This window comes from Pseudomonas sp. F220 (assembly GCF_057813935.1).
Genome location: NZ_JBVASJ010000024.1, coordinates 31,298 through 47,775, shown reverse-complemented (window position 1 = coordinate 47,775; position 16,478 = coordinate 31,298). Strand labels below are relative to the sequence as shown.

Sequence of the window (16,478 nt, the reverse complement as noted above, 5' to 3'; positions counted from 1 at the left end):
CCGCTCCCACTTGGACCTCAGATCAGACGCTGACTCAAATGCGCCGCTTGCGCTCAAGCGTCGGCACGCTTGATTGCGGCACCACCACGTGCTCCACCCGCCCCACCGCCGCGGCCATTGCAGCCAGCGTCGGTTGTGCGAGCAGCACGCGCAGATCGGCGTCCATGCCTTGCTTGCGCATCTGCTCAACCAGGCTGACCGCCAGCAGTGAATGCCCACCCAGTTCGAAGAAATGGTCATGCCGCCCCACTTTCTCAACCTTGAGCACGTTCTCCCACAGCAGCGCCAGGGCGACCTCCACCGCCCCCTCCGGGGCCTCGTAGACACGGCTGAGCAAGGCGTCCTGGTCCGGCGCCGGCAGGGCCTTGCGGTCAACCTTGCCGTTGCTGGTCAGCGGCAGGCTGTCCAGGCGCACATAGGCGCTCGGCACCATATACTCCGGCAGTTGCCCTTGCAGGCGCGTGCGCAGTACCTCGATGTCCAACGCTTGACGCTCAGTGAAGTAGGCCACCAGACGCTTGTGCCCCGGCTCGTCCTCACGGGCCAGCACAACTGCGTCCCTGACCCCGGGGCAGCTGGCCAAGCGGGTTTCGATCTCGCCCAGCTCGATACGGAAACCACGGATTTTCACCTGCTGGTCGTTACGCCCCAGGTACTGCAAGGTGCCGTCGGCACGCCAGGCCACCAGGTCGCCGGTGCGGTACATCAGGCCGGCGTCGCTGAACGGGTCGGCGAGGAATTTCTCCGCCGTCAGGTCCGCACGGTTCAGGTAGCCGAGGGCAACGCCCTGACCGCCGATGTAGAGTTCACCGATCACGCCGACCGGCACCGGTTGCTGATGGGCATCCAGCACGTAGGCACGACTGTTGCCGACCGGGCGGCCAATCGGAATGCTGCCCTCCTCGGCCGAGGTGATTTCAAAGGTAGTCGAGAAGGTGGTGGCTTCGGTCGGGCCGTAGCCATTGAGCAGGTGCTGCGGTGCGCCGTCCTTGAGCACCCGGGCGATGACACTCGGGTCGAGCACATCGCCGCCGACGATCAGGTAGCGTAACTGCTTGAACACCGGCAGCAGCCCTTCGGCGTATTGGTGGAACAGGCCAGCGGTCATCCACAACACGCTGACCGCTTGCTGCTGCAACAGCGCGGCGAAATCAGCCTGGGACAACAGCGTGTCCTGGTCGACCACCACCACCGCGCCGCCATTGAGCAAGGGCGCCCAAACGTCGAGGGTACTGGCATCGAACGCCGGGTTGGAAGCAAACGCCACACGATCCTGCTGATTGAAATCGGCGTAACCGTTGTTGATCACCAACCGCGTGATTGCTCGGTGCGGCACCAATACGCCTTTTGGCGTGCCGGTAGAGCCGGAGGTGTACATGATGTACGCCGCCGTCTCGGCCGATTGCTCCAGTGCCGGGTTGTGCGCGGACTGGTCGCCAAGCTTCAGCAGGTCCAGGTCGATGCGCGGCACATCGAACACCCTCGCCTGCCCTGTGTTGCTCAACAGCCATGTGGCGTGGCTGTCCTCCAGCATGAACGCCTGGCGTTCGACGGGCGCATTAACGTCCAGTGGCACATACACCGCCGCGCACTTGCTGATGGCCAGTTGGCTCACCAGCAGGTCGATCGAGCGCTCCAGCAGCACCGCCACGCTGTCGCCCGCTTGCAGACCCAGGCTGATCAGATAATGAGCCAGGCGGTTGGCACGTGTGTTCAACTCGGCATAGCTGACCTGCTGTTGGCCATGCACCGCCGCAACGGCTTGCGGTTGTGCCTGTGCCCAGGCTTCGAACACTTGATGGACCGGTTGCTGATGCGGGTAGTCCCGCGGGGTGCCATTGAAGGTCTGCAGCAGCAGCCGGCGTTCATCCTCGGCCAGCAACGACGTGCGATTGGCGGGCGCATGCGGTGCGTGTTCCAACGTATCGACCAACCCGACCAACGCCGTGCACACATAGCCCAGCACCCGTTGCGCGCCCACCGAACGTGGGGCCAAGGCACTGATGCGGAAGTCCTCGCCCACATCGTCCACCGAGAGGATCAGCGGATAGCTGTTGACCCCTTCGTTGGCGAGCATCTGGATACCTTCCCAGGCCACACGACTGGCTTCGCTGACCGTGCTCGACGCATGACGGTAGTTGAGCAAGGCACTGAACAATGGCGCCGGTGCCGCTACGCCGCTGCAGCGTTGGGCCAACGTCAGCGAAGCATGCTCATGGGCCACCAACTGGCTCAAGGCGACATGGGTATGCTTGACCGCCGCACTCAGGCTGTCATCGCTCAGGCGCACGCGCAGCGGCAAGGTGTTGATGAACATCCCCATGGAGCGGTCAGCACCGTCACCGGCCTGCAAGCGGCCGAGCAGAACCGTGCCGAACACCACATCATCGCGGGCCGACACCGCACCGATGACCCGGGCCCAGACCCAGTGATACAGCGCAGCGGCACTGACCCCCAGGTGCCGCGCTTGCCGACGCAGGCGCTGGCTAAGCACCGCGCCCAGCCAATGATCAACCTCTTCGGTGGCATCGCGCTCGCTGTCGATACGTTGCACACCAAACGGCAAGGTCGGTTCATCGACATCACCGAGCATAGTGCGGAAGAACGCCTCGTGAGCCGCCTGGTCATTGCCCTGGCGGGCCTGGGCCACATAGTTGCGGTACGGCACCGAGGCCCCCAGTTGCTGCGCACGCCCGCTCATGTGTGCTTCGATTTCTCCCACCAGCACGCCCATGGACGTTGCGTCGTTGATCATGTGGTGGAAGGACAGCATGCCGATCCAGCGCTGGTGCTGCGGGTCATGGGCGAACCCCAGGTGCATCATCGGCGCTTGGCGGATGTCCATGCGGTGTTGACCGAGGCTGAAGTGTTCACGCAACTGCGCCAGCACATCACCGGCCCGCGGGATCAGTTCGTCGAGCCCCAACGGGGCCTCGCGCCAGACCACTTGCACCGGTGCCTCAAGCTGCTCCCAAAACAGCCCGGTACGCAGGATGTCATGGCGGCCGATCACGTGTTGCAAGGCTTGGACGAATCCGTCCAGACGCTGGCGACTGTCAAACGCGAACAGTGCATGTTGCTGGTACGGGTCGCCCTGCTCAGCGCTGATATGGTGATACAACAGACCTTCCTGCAATGGCGCCAGGGCATAGATATCCTGCACGTTGGCAACGCCACCGGGGACATGGGCGACGATGCGGTCGATGCTGGCCTGATCCAGCGTGGCCAGCGGCAGCAGGTCCGGGGTGATGTGCGTACAGCCCGCGTCAATACGGTTGACGGGCACCGCCACTTCGTTACCGGCCCCCACTGCCGCAGCGAGTGCCGCCAGGGTGGGTTGGCTGAACAGCACACGTACATCCGCCTGCAAACCTGCCTGGCGCATCCGCTCAACCAGGCCCACAGCCAGCAAGGAATGGCCGCCCAACTCGAAGAAGTTATCGTGGCGGCCTACCTGTTCCAGCTTCAACACATCGGCCCAGATCTGCGCGAGTGTGGTTTCCACCTCGCCCTCGGGGGCTTCATAGCCACGGCTGATCAGCGCTTCCAGCCCCGGCTCGGGCAATGCCTTGCGGTCGAGCTTGCCGTTGGCGGTCAGCGGCAGAAGGTCCAGGCGTACATAAGCGGCCGGCACCATGTACTCCGGCAGGCACGCTTGCAGGCCGTTGCGCAAAGTCTCGACATCCAGTGGCTGCGTCTCAGTGAAGTAGGCCACCAGGCGCCCTTCACGGGCCAGTACCACGGCTTCACGCACGTGGGGTTGTTCAGCAAGGCGGGTTTCGATTTCGCACAATTCGATGCGTACACCGCGGACTTTCACCTGGTCATCGTTACGCCCCAAGTAATCGAGGGTGCCGTCTTCCAGCCAGCGCGCAAGGTCGCCAGTGCGGTACATGCGGGCCTGCGGGTCGCGGCTGAACGGGTCTTTGAGGAAGCGTTCGGCGCTCATCTGCGGGCGGTTCAGGTAACCCCGTGCCACACCGGCACCGGCTACATACAGCTCACCCGCAACCCCCAGGGGCACCGGCTGCTGACGCTCATCCAACAGGTAGACCTGGGTATTGGCCACCGGCTTGCCGATATGCAGCACCTGGCCGGCTTCGATACGCCCGGAGGTCGCCACCACGGTGGCTTCGGTCGGGCCATAGTTGTTGACCAGATGGAACCGCTGCGGCGTATTGAACTGACGCAGACGGTCGCCGCCGATCAGCAGGGTCTTGAGGGTCGGATGTTGCAGCGCTTGGCTGAAGGCGTACTCGGCCACCGGCGTCGGCAGGAAGCTGACATCCAGCGGCTGGGCCAGCCACCATCGCAGCAGCGCGTCGATGTCTTCACTGCCGTCATGGGCGGGCGGCAGATGCAGGGTCGCACCGACGCAGAGCGCCGGCCAGACTTCCCAGGCCATGGCATCGAAGCCAAAACCGGCGACGCTCGACGTATGGCTGCCGTGCCCCAGTTCAAACGCATCACAATGCCAGCTCACCAGGTTTTCCAGGGTGCGATGTTCGACCATTACGCCCTTGGGCAAGCCGGTGGAGCCGGAGGTGTAGATCACGTACGCCAGGTGCGCCGGGGTCAACCCGGCGATGTGTGGGTTGCCTTTGGACGGACCTTGCCACAGGCGCCGGTCCAGTTCCATCACTGGCACGGTCAAGGTCGGCAAGCGTTGCGCCAGCGCGGGCTGGATCAGCACGGCCACTGGTGCGCTGTCGTCGAGCAGGTAACGCAGGCGCTCGGCCGGGTGCGCCGCATCGATAGGCACATAGCACGCGCCCGCCTTGAGAATCGCCACCAACCCCACCAGCATTTCTAGGCTGCGCTGGGCGCAGATCGCCACGCGATCGTCGGGTTGCACGCCGAGTTCGATCAACTGGTGCGCCAGTTGGTTGGCTTGGCGGTTCAGCTCGCTGTAGGTCAGGCTCTGCCCCTGATACACAGCGGCCAGCGTATGCGGGTACAGCTCGACCTGGAGTTCGAAACGCTGGTGAATGGTCTGGCCGTTGGCGTAGTCGACACGCGTATCGTTGAATCCGCCGAGCACCTGTTGACGGGCCTCGGCCGGCAAGATCGACAGGCTATTGAGTGCGGTCTGCGGCGCCTGTTCCAGGGCCTCGACCAGTTGCTCGACGACGCGGTTCACGTAGGCACAGATGCGTTGCGCGCCCATGGACGCCAGTGCCAGCGCGCTGAGGCTGAAGGCCTCGCCCAAATCGTTTACGCTCAAGGTCAGCGGGTAGTTGGAGCGCTCCCGTGCCTGTAACAGCTCCATGCCTTGCCAGGCACGCAGCGACGCCTCGCTGACTTCAGCGGCGTTGGCCGGGGTGTGGCGGTAGTTGAACAATGCACTGAACAACGGCAACGATTGCGGCACGCCGCTGCAACGTTGCACCTGGGCCAGAGAAGCCAACTCATGGGCGAGCAGGCCAGACAGGCGTGCATGGGTGGCCTTGACCGCCTCCTGCACGCCCTGATGGGTGATATCGACCCGCAGCGGCAAGGTATTGATAAACATGCCCAGGGCCCGGTCGGCACCCTCCCCGCCTTGAAGGCGGCCCATCATCACGGTGCCGAACACCACGCGTTCGGTACTGGAAACCACTCCCAGCACCCGCGCCCAAGCCAAATGGAACAGGCTGGCGGGGCTGACCCCGTTTTTGCGCGTCACGCTGCGCAAACGCCGGCTCAGGCCCGCATCCAGGGTCAGGTCGACCTCATCGATGTCGTAGCCGTCGTCACGCACGTCCTGCTGGGCGAACGGCAGGGTCGGCTCGTCGACATCACCGAGCATGTCACGAAAGAACGTCTCGTGTTCCTGCTCGCGGCTGGCCAGGCGCGTCTGTACCACGTAGTTGCGGTAAGGCACCGAGGCGACCAACTCATCCCCTTTGCCGAGCAGGAACGCCTCCATTTCGCGCCACACCACGTCCATGGCCATGTGGTCCATGATGGTGTGGTGGAACAGCAGAGTAGCGACGATGCGCTGGCCAGCCTCATCATCGGCGTACACCAGTTGCATCAGCGGCGCCTGGGTCACATTCAAGCGATGCCGGCGCGGGTCAACGTGCGCGGCCAGTTGCGCGGCGATGTCGCCGCCGCGCGGATCGAACTGCACCGCCCGGGTGATCATCTGCGCCTGGCGCCAGACCACTTGCACCGGCTGCTCCAGACCCTCCCAGACAAAGCTGGTGCGCAGCACATCGTGGCGGTCGATGACCTGTTGCAAGGCCTGGGCAAATTGCTGCAGACGTGCCAGGTTGGCAAACGCGAACTGGCCCTGTTGCACATACAGGTCGCCCTGTTCGGCGCTGATGTGATGGTAAAGGATGCCTTCCTGCAGCGGTGCCAACGGGTAGATATCCTGCACGTTGGCGGCACCGCCAGCGACGGTGGCGACAATGCGATCGACGCTGGCCTGATCAAGTGTCACCAGCGGCAACAGCTGCGGCGTAATGTGTGTGCAACCGTCCGGGATTGCGTTGGCCGGCACCTGGATCTCACGCCCGCTGCCCACGGCAGCGGCCAGCGCCGCCAGGGTTGGCTGGTTGAACAACACACGCACGTCGGCGTTCAGGCCGGCCTGGCGCATGCGGCCAATCAGGCCGACGGCCAGCAGCGAATGCCCGCCCAGTTCGAAGAAGTGATCATGACGACCCACCTTCTCGACCTTGAGCACATCGGCCCAGATCTGCGCCAGCAGGGTTTCGACCGCACCTACCGGTGCTTCATAACCCCGTGCGATCACCGACTCCATGCCCGGTTCCGGCAGGGCTTTGCGGTCAAGCTTGCCATTGGGGCTCAACGGCAAGGTCTCCAGCACCACGTACGCCTGCGGCACCATGTACGCCGGTAAATACTGCTGCACCTGCTCGCGCAAGGCTTCGATATCCAGGGCAGACGCCGCCTCATGCAGCGTGAGATACGCCACCAGGCGCTCGTCACGCACCAATACCACGGCTTCGCGCACGTCGGTGTGCGCCAACAGGCACGCTTCGATTTCCCCCAGTTCGATGCGCAAGCCGCGCAGCTTGACTTGATCGTCATTGCGCCCCAGGTATTGGAGGCTGCCGTCGGACAGGTAACGCACCAGGTCACCGGTTTTGTACAAGCGTCCAGTGCCGGTGAACGGGTCTGCCAGGAAGCGCTCGGCCGTCAGGTCATCGCGCCCCAGGTAGCCGCGGGCGACACCGGCGCCGCCGATATACAACTCGCCCGCGACCCCCAACGCCACCGGTTTCAGCCGTGCATCGAGCACATAGGCCCGCACGTTGGCGATCGGTTTGCCAATCGGCACCGATTCGACCGGCAGGTGGCCGTCGCAGGTCCACGAGGTACTGTCGATGGTGGCCTCGGTCGGCCCATACAGGTTGACGATACCGTGAGTGGTCAGTGCCCGAGCTTGCATCGCCAGCTGGGGCTCCAGTGCTTCGCCGCCGCTGAACAGGTAGCGACATTGCACGCCGCTGGCCGGCAGTTGCACCAGCAGACGCAGCAGGCTCGGCACGAACTGGGCGACGCTGACCTGTTGTTCCACCATGGTCTGCGCCATCCGCTCAACGTCCCGCGAGGCGTGTGCCGGCAACAGCACCAGGCGCGCACCGATGGCCAGTGGCGTCCAGATTTCCCAGACCGAAGCGTCGAAAGCCACCGAGGTGCGTTGCAGGATCCGTTCATTGGCATCGAAGCCAAAGGTGCGGGTCTGCCAGGTGATGTGGTTGACCAGGGAACCATGCTCGACCATCACGCCTTTGGGGCGCCCGGTAGAGCCCGAGGTGAAGATCACGTACGCCAGGTGATTGGGCCCAGCCACGGTGGCCGGGTTGTGCAGCGGTTGCGCACGTAACAGCGCGTCGTCCAAGTCCAGCAGCGCGATACCGCTGTCACCCAGTACCCCGCGGGTCTGAGCCTGCACTAGCACGGCCAGCGGCTGGCTGTCTTGGAGGGTCAGTGCCAGGCGTTGCGACGGATATTGCGGGTCAAGTGGCACATAGGCGGCGCCCGACTTGAGAATGCCCAGCAGCCCGACAATCATCGCTGGGCTGCGCTCTATGCAGATCGCCACCCGTGCATCGGCCTGCGCGCCGAGGCTGCGCAGGTGATGCGCCACCTGGTTGGCCTGTTCGTTGATTTGGCGGTAGCTCAGCGTCTGGTCACCCAGCACCACCGCCACGGCGTGCGGCGTGTGCAAGGCGTGTGCCTCGATCATCTGCACCACGGTCAAGTCCCGTGGGTACTCGGCGTCAGTGGCGTTGAAGTCCACGATCAACTGGCGAGTTTGCTTCGGCAAGAGCATCGACAGATGCTCGAGCGCCATCTGTGGCGTCTGCTCCAAGGCCTCGACCAGCTGCTCGAGCAGGGTCGCGAGGTAACCGCAGATCAGTTGCGGGTCCACCGACGCGACCGTCAACGCATCCAGGCTAAAGTCTTCACCCAGGTCATTGACGCTCAGGCTGACCGGGTAGTTGGTACGTTCTTCGGACGCCAGGAAGCGCATCCCGCGCCAGGCCTGCTCCATCTCGGCCGTCAGCGTGGTGTGCGCCGCCGGCGTGTGACGGTAGTTGAGCAATGCACTGAACAGCGGTGTCGATTGCGCCACCCCGCTGCAACGTTGCACCAGGGCCAGCGACGCATGTTCATGCCCAAGCAGCCCGGTCAAGCGCGCATGGGTCGCCTTGACCGCAGCCTGCACGCCCATGCCCGTGATATCGACCCGCAGCGGCAAGGTATTGATAAACATGCCCAGCGCACGGTCGGCGCCGTCGCCACCTTGCATACGGCCCATCAATACGGTACCAAACACCACGTGGCGGGCGTCGGACACATTGCCCAACACCTTGGCCCACGCCAGATGAAACACGCTGGCGGCGCTGATACCCAGTAGCCGTGCCCGTGTGCGCAGGCGCCGGCTCAACGCGGCGTCCAGGGTCAACGAGGCTTCACGGATGGCGTGCCCCTCGCCCTTTACATCCTGCAAACCGAACGGCAACGTCGGCTCGTCGATATCACCGAGCATGTCGCGGAAGAACGTCTCGTGTTCTTGTTCACTGAGACCCAGGCGCGCCTGGGCCACATAGTTGCGGTACGGAATCGCAGGCGCCAGGGGCTCGGCCTGCCCCAGCAGGCTAGCCTGCATTTCCTGGCTGACCACCTCCAGGGCGGTATGGTCCAGGGCCAGGTGATGGAACAACAGGATGGCTACCACGCGTTGATTGGCGCGGTCCTCGGCATACACCAGGCGAATCAGCGGAGCCTGGCTGACCTCGAGGCGGTAATGCCGGGCGTCAAAGCGCCCATGCAGTTGAGCCAGAATGTCACCGTCGGCTGGGTCCAGGTCAATCGCTTGCACTCGCAACTCGGCATTGCGCCACACCACTTGCGCCGGGCTGGCCATGTCCTCCCACACGACGGCCGTACGCAGGATGTCATGACGGTCGACCACCTGCTGCAGCGCCTGGGCAAATGCCTGCAGACGCTCGACGTCGTCGAACTCCAATTGCGATTGCAGCAGGTACGGGTCGCCCTGCTCTGCCGTGATGTGGTGATAGAGAATACCTTCCTGCAACGGCGCCAGGGCGTAAATGTCCTGCACATTGCTCACGCCGCCCGGCACGCTGGCAACGATGCGATCGATCGCCGCTTGGTCCAGTTGGGCCAGGGGCAGCAGGTCCGGGGTGATATGCGTGCACTCGGGGGTAATCAGGTTGGCCGGCACGGCCACCTCGCGGCCTGAGCCGACGGCGGCGGCCAGTGCCGCCAAGGTCGGTTGGCTGAACAGTACGCGCACGTCGGCACTGAGGTCGGCGCGGCGCATGCGTTCAATCAGGTTCACGGCCAGCAGCGAATGACCGCCCAGTTCGAAGAAGTTGTCATGACGCCCTACTTGCTCAACCTTGAGCACATCGGCCCAGATCTGCGCGAGCACGTTCTCCACGTCGCCTTGCGGCGCTTCGTAGCCACGGCTGAGCAACGCGTCCTGGTCGGGTGCAGGCAAGGCTTTGCGGTCGACCTTGCCGTTGTTGGTCAGCGGCAACTGATCCAGGCGCACGTAGGCGGCAGGCACCATGTAGTCCGGCAATTGCGCCTGCAGATGGTCACGCAGCGCCTGGAGGTCGACACTGTCGCGCTCGGTGAAATAGGCCACCAGACGTTTGAGCCCTGGCTCGTCTTCAAGGGCCAGCACCACCACGTCCTTGACCTGTGGGTGCTCGCTCAGGCGTGCCTCGATCTCGCCCAGCTCGATGCGGAAACCACGGATTTTCACCTGTTGGTCGTTACGGCCCTGGTACTGCAAGGTACCGTCCGCGCGCCAGGCCACCAGGTCGCCGGTACGGTACATCAAGCCCGTGTCGCTGAACGGGTCGGCGAGGAATGTTTGCGCCGTCAGGTCGGCACGGTTCAGGTAGCCGAGGGCAACGCCCTGACCACCGATATACAGCTCGCCGGTCACGCCAACCGGTACCGGCAGCTGATGGGCATCCAGCACGTAGGTACGACTGTTGCCGACTGGCCGGCCAATCGGAATGCTGCCCTCCTCGGCCGAGGTGATTTCAAAGGTGGTCGAGAAGGTAGTCGCTTCGGTCGGGCCATAGCCATTGAGCAGGTGCTGCGGTGCGCCGTCCTTGAGCACCCGGGCGATGACACTCGGGTCGAGCACATCGCCGCCGACGATCAGGTAACGCAGTTGCGTGAACACCGGCAGCAGCCCTTCGGCGTATTGGTGGAACAGGCCGGCGGTCATCCACAACACGCTGATCGCTTGCTGCTGCAACAGCGCGGCGAAATCAGCCTGGGACAACAGCGTGTCCTGGTCGACCACCACCACCGCGCCGCCATTGAGCAAGGGAGCCCAAACGTCGAGGGTACTGGCATCGAACGCCGGGTTGGAGGCAAAGGCCACGCGGTCGCGTTGGTTGAAATCGGCATAGCCGTTGTTGATCACCAACCGCGTAATTGCCCGGTGCGGTACCAATACGCCCTTCGGCGTGCCGGTGGAGCCGGAGGTGTACATGATGTACGCCGCCGTTTCGGCCGATTGCTCCAGTGCCGGGTTGCAATCGGGGGTGTCAGTGAAATCGAGGCGGTCCAGGTCCAGACGACGGGCGCCATCGGGCACCTCGATCGACGCCAACGTGAGCAGCCACTGTGTACCACTGTCCGCAACCATGAAGCCTTGACGGTCCAGCGGCGCGTTGATGTCCAGCGGCACATACACCGCCGCGCACTTGCTGATCGCCAACTGGCTCACCAGCAGGTCCAGCGAGCGCTCCAGCAGGATCGCCACGCGCTCGCCCGGTGCCACGCCAAGGCCGAGCAAATGGTGGGCCAGGCGGTTGGCACGCCGGTTCAGTTGCGTGTAGCTCAAAGTTCGCGTGCCATGCACCGCTGCCACGGCCTCGGGGGCCGCCGCCGTACGCGCCTCGAACAGCGCATGAAGCGTCTGGGTATACGGGTAGTCACGCCTGGTTGCGTTGAACTCGACCAGCACTTGGCGAACTTCGGCCGCCGGCACCACCGGCAATTGCTCGAACGGTGTGTGGGGCTCCTGTTCCAACGCTTGCACCAGGTGCTCCACGGCGTTGAGCAGGTAATCACAGATGCGCTGCGCCTCCAGGGGCGAGACCACCAGTGCACTGAGATTGAATTGCTCGCCCAGGTCATCGACGCTGAGGGTGATCGGGTAGTTGGTGCGTTCTTCGGCATGCAAGAAGTACATGCCGTGCCACGCGTCGTCGAGTGTGGCGGCGGCGTCGACCACACCACTGTGACGGTAATTGAGCAAGGCGCTGAACAACGGCGTACTCGCCGGCACCCCGCTGCAACGTTGGGCCAGGGCCAGGGACGCATGCTCATGACCGAGCAGTGCGGTCAGGCGCGCATGGGTGGACTTGACGGCAGAGCGCACGCCGGCAGCGTCAACATCGACTCGTAGCGGCAAGGTGTTGATAAACATGCCCAACGCGCGGTCCGCGCCTTCACCGCCTTGCATACGGCCGAGCAGCACGGTGCCGAACACCACCTGTTGGCGGCCCGACAAGGTGCCGAGCACGCGCGCCCAAGCCAAGTGAAACAGGCTGGCGGCACTCACGCCGCTCTGGCGTGCCTGTTCACGCAAACGCAGGCTCAAGTCGATATCGAGCAGGCGCGTGGCTTCGCCCACCCCATGCCCATCGCCTTGCACGTCCTGCAGGCCGAACGGCAAGGTCGGCTCATCGATTGCGCCGAGCATGTCGCGGAAGAACCGTTCGTGCTCCACATCGGCACTGCCCAGGCGAGCCTGCGCCACATAGTTGCGGTACGGCACGGCGTGGCCCAGTTGCTCCGTTTGCCCCAGCAGGAGCATGCGCATTTCCTGTTGCACCACGTCGAGCGCGGTGTGGTCCATCACCAGGTGATGAAACATCAGCAAGGCGACCACACGCTGGTTGGCCTCGTCATGGGCATAGACGATGCGCATCAACGGCGCCTGGGTCAGGTCCAGACGATAGTGACGGGCGTCGAAACGTTCACGCAGTTGGCTCACGACGTCAGCGCCCTGCGCTTGCACATGCATCTGCTCGACACCCAGTACGGCTTTGCGCCAGACCACTTGCACCGGGTTTTCCAAACCTTGCCAGACCAGACTGGTACGCAGGATGTCATGGCGATCGATCACCGCCTGCAACACCTCGGCGAACACCTGGAAACGCTCCAGGTTGTCAAAGCCGTAGCTGGATTGCAGCAGGTAGGGATCACCGGTTTCGGCGCGGATATGATGGTAAAGCACGCCTTCCTGCAACGGTGCCAGCGGGTAGATATCCTGCACATTCGCCGTGCCACCCGGGATTTGCGCGACGATATGCTCGATGCTCGCCTGATCCAGTGTGACCAGCGGCAACAGTTCGGGGGTAATGCGCGCGCACTCGGGGCTGATCAGGTTGGCCGGCACGGCGACTTCACGGCCACTGCCCACCGCGGCGGCCAGCGCCGCCAGGGTCGGCTGGCGGAACAGCACACGCACGTCGGCGCTCAGGTCGGCCTGGCGCATGCGCTCGATCAGGTTGACGGCCAGCAGCGAATGCCCACCCAGTTCGAAGAAATTGTCGTGCCGCCCGACCTGCTCGACCTTGAGCACATCGGCCCAGATCTGCGCGAGCACGTTCTCCACGTCGCCTTGCGGCGCTTCGTAGCCACGGCTGAGCAACGCGTCCTGATCGGGTGCGGGCAAGGCTTTGCGGTCGACCTTGCCGTTGTTGGTCAGCGGCAAGCTGTCCAGGCGCACATAGGCGCTCGGCACCATATACTCCGGCAACTGCACTTGAAGGTGCTCATGCAGCGCCTGGAGGTCGACCGCGTCACGCTCAGTGAAATACGCCACCAGGCGCTTGTGCCCTGGTTCGTCCTCACGGGCGAGTACCACGGCGTCCTTGACCTGTGGGTGCTCGCTCAGGCGTGTCTCGATCTCGCCCAATTCAATGCGGAAACCACGGATTTTCACCTGCTGGTCGTTACGCCCCAGGTACTGCAAGGTGCCGTCCGCGCGCCAGGCCACCAGGTCGCCGGTGCGGTACATCAGGCCAGCGTCGCTGAACGGGTCGGCGAGGAATTTCTCCGCCGTCAGGTCCGCACGGTTGAGATAGCCCAGGGCGACACCCTGACCACCGATATACAGCTCGCCGGTCACGCCAACCGGTACCGGCAGCTGATGGGCATCCAGCACGTAGGTACGACTGTTGCCGACTGGCCGGCCAATCGGAATGCTGCCCTCCTCGGCCGAGGTGATTTCAAAGGTGGTCGAGAAGGTAGTCGCTTCGGTCGGGCCATATCCATTGAGCAGGTGCTGCGGTGCGCCGTCCTTGAGCACCCGGGCGATGACACGCGGGTCGAGCACATCGCCGCCGACGATCAGGTAACGCAGTTGCGTGAACACCGGCAGCAGCCCTTCGGCGTATTGGTGGAACAGGCCGGCAGTCATCCAAAGCACATTCACCGCTTCAGCGCTGAGCAACTGGGCAAACAGCTGGCGGGACAGCAGCACGTCGTGATCCACCACCACGACCGCGCCGCCGTTGAGCAAGGGCGCCCACACGTCGAGGGTACTGGCATCAAACGCCGGGTTTGAGGCAAACGCCACACGGTCGTGCTGATTGAAATCGGCATAGCCGTTGTTGATCACCAAGCGCGTAATTGCCCGGTGCGGTACCAATACGCCCTTCGGCGTGCCGGTGGAGCCGGAGGTGTACATGATGTACGCAGCCGTCTCGGCCGATTGCTCCAGTGCCAGGTTGCAGTCGGGACCAGCGCTCAGGTCCAGGCGGTCGAGGTCCAGGCGACGCGCGCCCGGCGGCGTAGCGATCGAGGCCACGCTGAGCAACAGTTGCGCCCCGCTGTCCACGACCATGAAGCCTTGACGGTCCAGCGGCGCATTAACGTCCAGCGGCACATACACGGCCGCGCATTTGCTGATCGCCAACTGGCTCACCAGCAGGTCCACGGAACGTTCGAGCAGGATCGCGACGCGCTCGCCCGGCGCCACGCCCAGGCCGATCAAGTAATGGGCCAAGCGGTTGGCCCGTGCATTCAATTCGGCATAGGTCACCCGTTGTGCCGCGTGCACGGCGGCCAGTGCCGTCGGCTGCTTGGTCGCGAGCGCTTCGAAAATTGCGTGGACGGTCTGGGTCTGCGGGTAGTCGCGCGCCGTGGCGTTGAATGCCGTCACCACCTGCTCACGCTCATCAGCCGGCAGGATTGCCAGCGTGTGCAGCGCGGTCGTGGACGATTGCTCCAGTGCCTGCACCAGGTGCTCCAATGCCTGATGCACAAACGCGCACAGGCGTTGCGCCCCGACTTCTGGCAAGGTCAACACTGTCAGGCTGAAACCGTCACCCCATTCATCGACGTTCAAGGTCAGTGGGTAGTTGGTGCGTTCTTCGCCGCCAAGCCCTTCCATGCCCTGCCAGGCTTGCTGGGTCTGTGCCGACCCATCGCCCGCACTGCTATGGCGATAGTTGAGCAGTGCACTGAACAACGGCAGCGTTGCCAGCACCTGGCTGCAGCGTTGCGCCAGGGCCAACGAGGCATGCTCATGGCCCAGCAGCGCGCTCAAGCGCGAATGCGCCTGGCGTACGCCGGCGCGAGCATCGCGACTGTCCACATCAATGCGCAACGGCAAGGTATTGATGAACATCCCCAACGCCCGTTCGGCGCCTTCGCCGCCGAGCATGCGGCCCATCAATACCGTGCCGAAAACCACGTGTTGCTGGCCGGTGACACCGGCCAGCACCTGGGCCCAAGCCAAGTGGAACAGGCTGGCGGCACTGACGCCAAGGTGGCGCAACTGGCTGCGCAAGCGCCGGTTCAATTCGGGATCGACGCCCAGGCGGGCCTCTTCGATCGTCTGGGCATCGCCCTGCACATCCTGCAGGCCGAACGGCAACGTCGGTTCGTCGATATCACCCAACAACTCGCGGAAGAACGCTTCGTGCTCTTGCTCGCTGACACCCAGGCGCGCCTGGGCCACATAATTGCGATACGGCACCGGCACCGGCAGTTCAGCGCTCGGGTCCAGCAGGTAGGCCTGCATTTCCTGGCTCACCACGTCCAGCGCGGTATGGTCCAGGGCAATGTGGTGGAACAACAGGATCGCGGCCACACGCTGGTTGGCCGGGTCCTCGGCATGCACCAGTTGCATCATTGGCGCACGGGCCAGGTCCAGGCGATGCTGGCGGGCGCCAAAACGCTGCTCCAGTTGGGCAAGCACAGCGCCTTTCGCGACATCCACCACCACATGCCGCACGTCCAGTTCAGCCTTGCGCCACACCACTTGTACCGGCGCCGACAGGCCCTCCAGTACCATTGCGGTGCGCAAGATGTCATGCCGGTCAATCACGGCCTGCAACGCCTGTACAAACGCCTGCAAGCGTTGGCTGTCGGCAAAGCTGAAGCGCGCCTGAAGCAAATACGGATCGCCATGCTCAGCACTGAGGTGGTGGTACAGAATGCCTTCCTGCAGCGGTGCCAGCGGGTAGATATCCTGCACATTGGCGACTCCGCCGGGCACGCTGGCGACGATACGGTCGATGCTGGCCTGGTCCAGGCTGATCAGGGGCAACAGGTCCGGGGTAATGCGTTGGCAATCGGCCTGGATGCGGTTGGGCGCAACCGTCACTTCACGGCCGTGGCCGACAGCCGCCGCCAACGCCGCCAGCGTCGGCTGGCTGAACAGCACGCGCACATCGGCGTTCAAGCCGGCCTGGCGCATGCGGCTTACCAGGCTGACCGCCAGCAACGAATGCCCGCCCAATTCGAAGAAATGGTCATGGCGCCCGACGCGCTCGACCTTGAGCACGTCTGCCCAAATCTGCGCCAGGGTGGCTTCCACTTCGCCCAGCGGCGCGACATAGCTGCGGCTGAGCATGGCCTCGTGGTCCGGCTCCGGCAGGGCCTTGCGGTCCAGCTTGCCGTTGGCGGTCAGCGGCAGGTTGTCCAGGCGTACATAGGCGGAC

1 protein-coding gene (cut by a window edge) is annotated in these 16,478 nt (G+C 64.1%); it reads right to left on the bottom strand.

Annotation, left to right across the window (positions count from 1 at the left end; all coding sequences use genetic code 11):
• Positions 1 to 34: 34 nt before the first annotated feature.
• Positions 35 to 16,478 carry the 3' portion of an amino acid adenylation domain-containing protein gene (locus ACZYSM_RS19480; RefSeq protein ID WP_489073639.1) on the bottom strand. The gene runs 3,053 nt beyond the window's last position, so only the last 16,444 of its 19,497 coding nucleotides appear in the window; its start codon lies beyond the right edge, outside the window — the gene reads right to left on this strand; it ends in the stop codon at positions 35 to 37.